The sequence below is a fragment of the Photobacterium sp. OFAV2-7 genome, from assembly GCF_022347985.1.
Taxonomy (GTDB): domain Bacteria; phylum Pseudomonadota; class Gammaproteobacteria; order Enterobacterales; family Vibrionaceae; genus Photobacterium.
This window is the reverse complement of sequence record NZ_JAKRFQ010000118.1, coordinates 1-8,472: the sequence shown is the minus strand read 5'-3', so window position 1 is coordinate 8,472 and position 8,472 is coordinate 1. Positions and strand designations below refer to the sequence as shown.

At 47.7% G+C, this 8,472-nt stretch carries 5 protein-coding genes; 1 reads left to right on the top strand and 4 read right to left on the bottom strand.

All coding sequences use genetic code 11. The features are described 5' to 3' along the window. The 4 genes from MHN01_RS09110 to MHN01_RS09095 all read right to left on the bottom strand — a co-directional run. On the bottom strand, nucleotides 1-825 hold an 825-nt coding region (locus MHN01_RS09110; RefSeq protein WP_304622846.1), incomplete at its 3' end, for a PTS transporter subunit EIIC. A gap of 355 nt (nucleotides 826-1,180) precedes the next feature. Next, entirely contained in the window at nucleotides 1,181-2,323 is a 1,143-nt protein-coding gene (locus tag MHN01_RS09105) for a mannitol-1-phosphate 5-dehydrogenase (protein ID WP_239411065.1), read from the bottom strand. Between the two features lie 80 nt (nucleotides 2,324-2,403). After that, complete coding sequence (locus MHN01_RS09100; RefSeq protein ID WP_239411064.1) at nucleotides 2,404-4,359, bottom strand: PTS mannitol transporter subunit IICBA; 1,956 nt, start codon at nucleotides 4,357-4,359, stop codon at nucleotides 2,404-2,406. A 602-nt stretch (nucleotides 4,360-4,961) separates the two neighbouring features. Continuing rightward, the gene (locus MHN01_RS09095) at nucleotides 4,962-7,334 is read right to left on the bottom strand and encodes a Lon protease family protein (RefSeq protein WP_239411063.1); all 2,373 of its coding nucleotides are present in this window, start codon (nucleotides 7,332-7,334) and stop codon (nucleotides 4,962-4,964) included. Between the two features lie 251 nt (nucleotides 7,335-7,585). Between MHN01_RS09095 and MHN01_RS09090 the strand changes: the two genes are divergently transcribed. Then, nucleotides 7,586-8,113 (top strand): RNA methyltransferase, encoded by a 528-nt coding sequence (locus MHN01_RS09090; RefSeq protein WP_239411062.1) that lies wholly within the window; start codon nucleotides 7,586-7,588, stop codon nucleotides 8,111-8,113. The last annotated feature ends 359 nt before the right edge of the window (nucleotides 8,114-8,472 follow it).

The window sequence follows — 8,472 nt, the reverse complement described above, 5'->3', positions numbered from 1 at the left end:
GATTGCAGCCAAGATCAAACGCGGATTCATCAACACATAGGGAAAGTAGATCTCATGGATGCCACCAAACACATGAATGATGGATGCCCCACCAGCAGTTTGCTTAGCCATGCCACGTCCAAACACCATATAGGCCAGCAAAATCCCGAATCCAGGCCCCGGGTTAGCTTCAATCAAAAAGAAAATGGAGCGGCCAGCTTCTGTGGCCTGCTGGATACCCAACGGTGAAAATATCCCGTGGTTAACGGCATTATTCAAAAAGAGTATCTTGGCTGGCTCAACGAAAATGGACGTCAACGGGAGCAGTCCCAGTTCCACCATAACATTCACACCAGCTGCAAGTGCCAGGGAAATCACCTTGACCAAAGGGCCAATCATATAGAAAGCTAAAATGGCGCAGGTCATCCCAATCAGCCCTGCCGAGAAGTTATTAATCAACATCTCAAAGCCGCTTTTGATCTTGCCTTCAACCATCTGGTCAAACTTATAGATCACCCATCCACCCATAGGGCCGACAATCATAGCTCCGAGCAACATCGGGATATCGGTACCAACAATGGCACCCATTGTCGTTACCGCACCGACAACTGCGCCTCGTTCACCGCCAACGAGCTTACCGCCCGAATAGCCGATCAGCAGCGGTAAAAGATAACTGATCATCGGGCCGACAAGCTGAGCTAACGTATCGTTAGGAAACCACCCGGTCGGATTAAACAAGGCAGCAATAAAGCCCCAAGCGAGAAATGCGCCAATATTAGGCAACACCATTTTAGAAAGAAAACGACCGAAATGTTGAATATGAATCTTGGTAGCAGGTGACAGCATTAGATCTTCCCTTTGGCTTTCTCTCTTAAACCTAAACCAGATAACGCATTACTGCATCGCCATTACCTGGAGTCAACCCTTCGCCTCGAAAGGCAATTATTCAAATTGGCGAATTACTATTCCTTTGAGTTTCTTATCTTACCCCGTCTTTTCAAAAAAAAATGCCACAAACACTACAACCTTTCTCCCAATAGGCTGCAGTCGTCACTGTGGCAAACACCAGATAAAAAAGAAATTCAGTTACAGATTCATCATACTCTCAAGCGCATCTTCCAATCGCTCAAACTGATAAGTCACAATGCCTGTTAATAATATTTGAACGGAAGGTGCCAACGACACCTCCCGTCAGGCTGAGTTATAAAGCCTGGTACAAGGTTTCAATCTGCTTGGCTTCACTGCTTTCGGCATCAAGGCCGGTATACTTAGCCAATGTCTCGCATAATCCGTTCTCTTTCAGCGACGTTTGCAACTCGATCGCTTGCGGATCGATATCATTGGTATATTTAAACGCAGCCGCTATCCCTTTTAGCAAAGTGCCATTTTCCGTCCCGTATTCAATCGTCCCTAGCAATGGCTTGATTAACCGGTCGTTGGCGCCGAGCTTTCGAATTGGCTGACGGCCGACGCGATCAATCTCATCACGAAGGTATGGGTTGGCAAAGCGCCCGAGGATTTTCTCGATATAGGCATTATGCATATCGCGGTCAAAGCCATATCGGCGGATCAACACCTCACCGCTTTCCTGCATAGCCGCTTTCACCTGCTCGCGGATCTCACAGTCTTCAATCGCATCACGGACTGTTTCATGGCCTTTTAGCGCGCCCAGGTATGCGGTAATGATGTGGCCGGTGTTCAGGGTGAACAATTTACGCTCTACAAACGCCATCAGGTTATCGGTCGTTTCCATGCCTTCGATAGCCGGAATGTCACCTCTAAACTGCTGCTTGTCGACAATCCACTCGCTAAAGCTTTCTACTGTAACCTCAAGCGGATCGTTAGCCGCTTCTGACGGTGGTACGATGCGGTCTACTGCCGAATCAACAAACCCCACCAGCTCATCAGCCTGGGCGTGATAAATGGCGTTAAGGTGTGTATAAACCTGCTCTTTAAGATGAGTGGTACCACGTACCATATTCTCGCAAGCAATGATGTTCAGTGGGTTGTTGTTACCTGATTCAAAGCGGTGGGTAAGACCCGTTGCAATTGTTTTGGCAATAATGTCCAGGACATTCGGGCCGACCGCCGTGGTCACCATATCGGTATGAATGATCTGCTCAATCACATCCTGAGAAGCCGAATTAACGGCCGTTACGTGTGTCACGGTATCAATTTTACACTCGCTACCAACCACTTTTACTTTGTATGACTGATCGTGACTCAGTTGATCAACCAGTGGCTCGTCGACATCTGCAAAGGTCACAGCAACATTTGCATCAGAAAGTAGTTTGCCAATAAAACCACGGCCGATATTGCCTGCACCAAAATGAACAGCTTTCATAATAATTCCTACCATATAAAAAATTGGGGTTGAGGCCAGTGGGAGGTACCAGCCTCGGGACACTCAGAGATCGTTCTGGATTAAGCCGCTTTCTGGCCTGCCAAAATATTCAGTACTTCATTGACATCAGTCGTACTGGTCAGGCGCTCAATAGCCTCCGGATCATCAAGTGCATTGGTGATGGTAGTAATTACCTGAATGTGCTCGTCGTTCTTGGCTGCAATACCGACAACCAGTTTGGCGACATCGTCTTCGTCATCGGTGAACTGTACACCGGCTGGGTATTGGCAGATTACGATACCGGTCTTCATAACACGATCTTTCGCTTCAACCGTACCGTGCGGAACCGCAATCGACTCTCCAAGGTATGTTGGTACTAATTGCTCGCGTTCAAACATGGCATCAACATACTCAGGTTCTGCGTAACCAAGCTTGACCAACTGTTCACCCGCGTAACGAATAGCCTCTTCCTTGGTAGCGGCATTCAACCCCAGGTGAATGTTCTCAGCCTGAATCTGGAATACTTGTGGAGCCTGTGATTCAAAGTTATCGTCGTTTGCTGCGACAGGCGATACCTTGACCATAGCCGAATCATTTGCCGCATCCGGGCTGCTGGCAGCAACAATGCTTGTCACCAAATCGTTGTATACCTGGCTATCAAGGAAGTTAGTCAGAGAAATATGTTTTGCGTTTGCCGCATGCTTACGGGCACGCTCAGTTAAGTCTTTATGAGTGATCACGATATCTACCTCTTGCGGCAAGCTGTTGATGGCACAGTTCGTTACGCTAATGTTGAGTCCGGCTTCCTGCACTTTTTTACGTAGCAGGCTTGCTCCCATTGCGCTTGAGCCCATACCGGCATCGCAGGCAACAATGATGTTGCGGACATTGGCCATATTGATGTTGCTCTTGTTTTCGGCAAGGACAGCACCGCCCAGAGAGCCACCTTTTGAACCTGCTTTCATTCCCTTCATTTTCGACGTAGCAGAAGCCAGGCTATCATCATCTTCGTCTGTCACAGGCTGGGTCTTCATGAGCAATGCCGCGACACAGAAAGAGACAGTTGCTGCAGCGATGACCGACAGGATAACACCAACAAATGATGCCTTAGGCGTCATCAGCAAGACGGCGAAGATAGAACCCGGAGATGCAGGTGAAACAATACCGGCATCAAACATTGTCAGTGTGAACACACCTGTCATACCACCGGCGATAACAGCCAGGATCAGACGTGGGTTCATCAGAATGTACGGGAAGTAAATCTCGTGAATACCGCCAAAGAAGTGGATAATTGAGGCACCACCGGCTGTCTGTTTTGCCGTACCGCGACCAAACACCATGTAGGCCAGCAGAATACCCAGACCCGGACCCGGATTAGCTTCAATTAAGAAGAAGATTGACTGACCAACCTCGTTTGCCTGCTGAATACCCAGCGGCGAGAAAATACCGTGGTTAATTGCATTATTCAGGAACAGGATCTTTGCCGGCTCAACAAAAATGGACGTTAGAGGTAGCAAACCTGCGTCGACAAGGAAATTTACCCCGCCAGCCAATCCTGCTGACAAGACTTTGACAAATGGGCCAATCATGTAGAACGCCAGGATGGCACAGATCATACCCACAATACCGGCAGAGAAGTTATTCACTAACATCTCAAAACCGCTTTTTACTTTGCCGTCGACCCAATTGTCGAACTTCTTGATAGCCCAACCACCCAGCGGACCAACCATCATGGCACCCATAAACATCGGGATGTCGGTACCGACGATAACACCAATGGTTGTGATGGCACCAACAACCGCACCGCGGTCGCCGCCAACCAATTTACCACCGGTATAACCAATCAATAATGGCAGAAGGTAAGTGATCATTGGGCCAACAAGCTTGGCTAATTCCTCATTTGGAATCCAGCCTGTTGGAATAAAGAGTGCAGTGATGAAGCCCCATGCGATGAAAGCACCGATGTTGGGCATCACCATATTCGATAAGAAGCGACCAAAATTTTGTACCTTGATCTTAGCATCTGGTGATATCATAGGATTCCCCGTTTGATGTTCAGTTTTAATCTGTTTTAGGTAACGGTTCGCCAAAACCGTCAATTGCTTAGTACCCAATTAATCTAACATAGATATTCAAAACCGAACTGATAACGGGTTTTTTGTGACCCCCATCAACTTCTAACACCATTCCAAAAATTATTTACGTGATCTCTGTTACAAACCCAACCTGTAATTAACAAACAAATCGAACTAAAACGAAAAGTCAACAACTTTGAAATGCGCGATATCACAAAACACAACAGAGCAAAATATAATCTCTTAGTGATCTTTATCACACAATCGTTAATTTCATCCTTTTAACATCTAGATCACAGTGACTCAGATCACACTAGCTGGGCGCATCTATACCCTCCGAAGATGACACCAATTCAAAATATGTCATTTTGTAATAAAATTTCATATGAGCATCATTGATTAATTACAGCCTATTCAGGCTCAAATCGGCCCGATAAAGCTGTACTAAACTGAGCGTTAAACAGTAAAAATGTCGGCGTTTATAGACAAAAAAAGCCAGCAGGGAACACCCGCTGGCTAGATAGACTCACTCTTCAAACGAAGGGTTTAGTCCCTCGGTACGGTTACAGCCTCAATGCATTGAGCTTCACCTGAGCCTGACCATACACGGAATCAAGCGGATAGGCATTGTCGTCAGACACAGCACCGGCCGACTTACCTGTCAGGATCTCAATCGCTTCGGTGACATGGCTGATAGCCCAGATCTGAAATTCTCCTTTCTCTACGGCAGCTACGACATCTTTACGGAGCATCAAGTTGTGGGCATTCGACTTGGGAATAATCACACCTTGTGTTGGATGGCGACCTTTGATGCCACATACATCGAAAAAGCCTTCAATCTTCTCATTTACGCCACCAATTGGCTGAGCCTCTCCGAACTGATTCATAGAACCGGTGATGGCCACGTCCTGACGTAGCGACATGTCTGAAAAGGCAGAGATAATTGCACATAGCTCAGCCATCGAAGCACTATCGCCATCCACCCCGCCGTACGACTGTTCAAAAGTCAGGTGAGTGGTCAACGGGATCTTCTTCGCCTTGCCAAAAATAGAGGCAAGATAAGCCGACAAGATCATAACGCCTTTGGAATGAATACGACCACCAAGCTTCACATTGCGCTCGATATCAAACACTTCACCCTCTCCGTACGCGGTTGTCGCGGTAATGCGGTTGGGAGCACCAAACTGGTAGTCAGTGGTCGAGATGACGGACAAGCCATTGATTTGGCCGACGACATCTCCCTGGGTATCAATCAAGGTGGTGCCGTTGGTGAAAGTCTGCATCACATGATCTTTGAGCCTGCTGACCCGCTTCTCCTGGCTCTGCAATGCCAGCTCAACATGGTTGGCTCGGATCATCGTCGCCTTCGATGACTTCGCCACGTAATTACTTTCACGCAGCAAGTTGGCAATATCAGCAGAATGCAGTGACAATTTGTTCTGATCATCGGCCTGACGTGAACTGTAATCAATGATCCGGGCTATCGCCTTTCTATCGCAATGCAGCATTTCGCTGTCATTCACAATACTGGAGATAAAACGGGCATACTGCACTTCGGATTCGTCGGTACGCGGCATCTCGTCTTCAAAATCAGCCGTCACTCTAAACAGTTCGCTAAAATCAGGATCGTAGTGCTGAAGCAACTGATAGGTCTGATAGTCTCCGAACAAGATAATCTTCACATTCAGCGGAATATCTTCCGGCTCAAGCGAAATGGTGCCAGACAGCGTCACCTCACGCTCCAGTGAACTCACGTTCAATTTTCTGGCCCGCAATGCCCTCTTCAAGCCATCCCAGACATATGGACGTTCCAGCACTTTCACCGCATCCATCAGCAGCACACCGCCATTTGCCCGGTGCAAACTGCCTGAACGGATCAGTGAAAAATCGGTAAAGACCGTTCCCTTGTAGGTAGCATTTTCCACATAGCCAAAGATGGAGTGATAGCTTGGGCTATCTTCCACCACGATAGGAAATTTCTGCTCCGGCTGGCTCACCACTACATTGACCTGATAGCGGCGAGGCATTTTCTTATCGAGCGCCGCATAGGCAAGCGCCACCTGCTCTTCGCTCTCTTCGAGGAAGATATCCAGATTATCCAGAATATCTTTCTGCATTGCGGTCAGATACGCTTTGACCTCAGACTGACCCTTATAAGCCTCTTTTAGCGGCTTGATGAAGTGCACCACAACATCAAGGGCAACTTCTTCATTAAGCTTCTGGATTTTGTCGGAGAATTCTTCTTCCAACTCGGTAAGCTGACGAACGATCCCTCGAAGCTTTTTCTCCAGATCGTTAATCGTCTCTTCGAACTGCTTCTGCTCGTCTTCGGACAGCTTGGCAAAGCTCTCTTCGGTATGGGGCTCCTCACCGTTCAGCGCCACCAACTGATACTCACCCTGAGTGGTCAGCGACAGGCTGACACTCTTCTCTTTTGCCTCATGGGTCAGGGTTAGCAACGAGCTTTCCTGCTTCTGGGTCAGCTGGTTTTTCAGCGTTTCGGAACGGCTGTAATACATTTCATTGTCGAATGCCAACGGCAGGGCCTTGACCAGCCTCAGCATCAACTTCTCGATTTCTTTCTTGAACTTCTGCCCGGTCCCTGCCGGCAGCTTCAGCACTTTCGGGCTACGTGTTTCCTCGAAATTCGCCACATAGCACCAGTCATACAAAGGCACGCCGTTGCCATTCGGATCATGGCGGTTCAGATAACGCAGCACCATGGTGCGCTTGCCCAGACCATTACGGCCAATGGCATAGATGTTATAGCCCTTCTCTTTGATCGACATGGCAAACTCAACGGCCTGCTGTGCCCTTTCCTGCCCGACGATTTCATCAAGCGGCGTCAGGTTCTTGGTCGACTTGCAATCAGCCGCCAATCCATTCAATTCTGAGGCGCGATACAGCTTGTCACTGCTTAGAGGTGTAATTGACATAAAGATCCCTCTTTTTATGACATAAGTTACCTCCAGTGTAGACAGTAAATTATTATCTTTTAGTGACTTATCTACCGTTAAGGGGGGCAAGGACACAACTTTCAGCGCGATCGCTCACTTTATAACCATATTCTGCACATTTTGCAGTGGCCTACGTTACGAATAGTGCGGTACTTGCCCTGAGCTACCGATCTACGTTGCGCTTTGATAGAATGCCGCGCTCTGTCACATCTGGTAAGCGGAAAACATCGATGAACAAAGCCCGAGTCACTATTGGCCTTAGTAACCCCAAAAGCCCTTCTAACGTCGGCGCCGTCATGCGTGCCGCAGGGTGTTACCGTGTTGATTCGGTCTGTTATACCGGTAAACGTTACGAGCATGCCGCAAAATTTCACACCGACACCAATAACATCTCGGAAAAAATCCCGCTTATCGGAATGGACTCACTGCTCGATGGGTTGCCTGACGAGACAAAAGTTGTGTGTGTAGAACTGGCTGAAGGCGCGATTCCCCTGCCGCACTTTCAGCATCCAGACAACGTGCTGTATGTGTTTGGCCCGGAAGACGGATCAATTGCGCAGGATGTGGTAGACCGCGCTGATGCTGTTGTCTATGTCCCGACAGTTGGCTGCATGAACCTGGCAGCGACTGTCAACGTATTGCTCTATGACCGCCTGGCAAAGTCCGAAGAAATGTTAGCGAGTGATGAGCTTATCCGCCAAAGCAGGGACAATCGAAATCGCCTGGTGGTGAAAGCTCCAACAGCAACAGCAGAATAATCTATTCATAATAGCCATCAGACCCACAATGAAGCAGGCGCACTCTCAGCACCTGCTTTTGATTTTTTACACACCGCCCTAGTGCCAAACTCGACATCTCAAACTCAAACAAAACCAACCATTTTGTTATCAAACGCTACAAGTATTCTTTATAGCGATTACCAGCAATTACCTCTACTTAACAACTACTTATTACTAGACGCATTAGGCCTTACTTTTTACAAGGCTAAGCTGCTTTTGTGTGATGAATGTTTGATTGCGAGGCATATTAAACAGATATCATGTGCAACCAAATTTTTTATTTACCTTAAACGCTGTCATCAAGGAGATTGATGTGTTTTTTGTTGAGTTTTTAATTG

Excerpts from the sequence above, each read along its gene's own strand:
- MHN01_RS09105 (WP_239411065.1), bottom strand. The coding sequence starts at position 2,323 with ATGAAAGCTGTTCATTTTGGTGCAGGCAATATCGGCCGTGGTTTTATT.
- MHN01_RS09100 (WP_239411064.1), bottom strand. The coding sequence starts at position 4,359 with ATGATATCACCAGATGCTAAGATCAAGGTACAAAATTTTGGTCGCTTC.
- MHN01_RS09095 (WP_239411063.1), bottom strand. The coding sequence starts at position 7,334 with ATGTCAATTACACCTCTAAGCAGTGACAAGCTGTATCGCGCCTCAGAA.
- MHN01_RS09090 (WP_239411062.1), top strand. The coding sequence starts at position 7,586 with ATGAACAAAGCCCGAGTCACTATTGGCCTTAGTAACCCCAAAAGCCCT.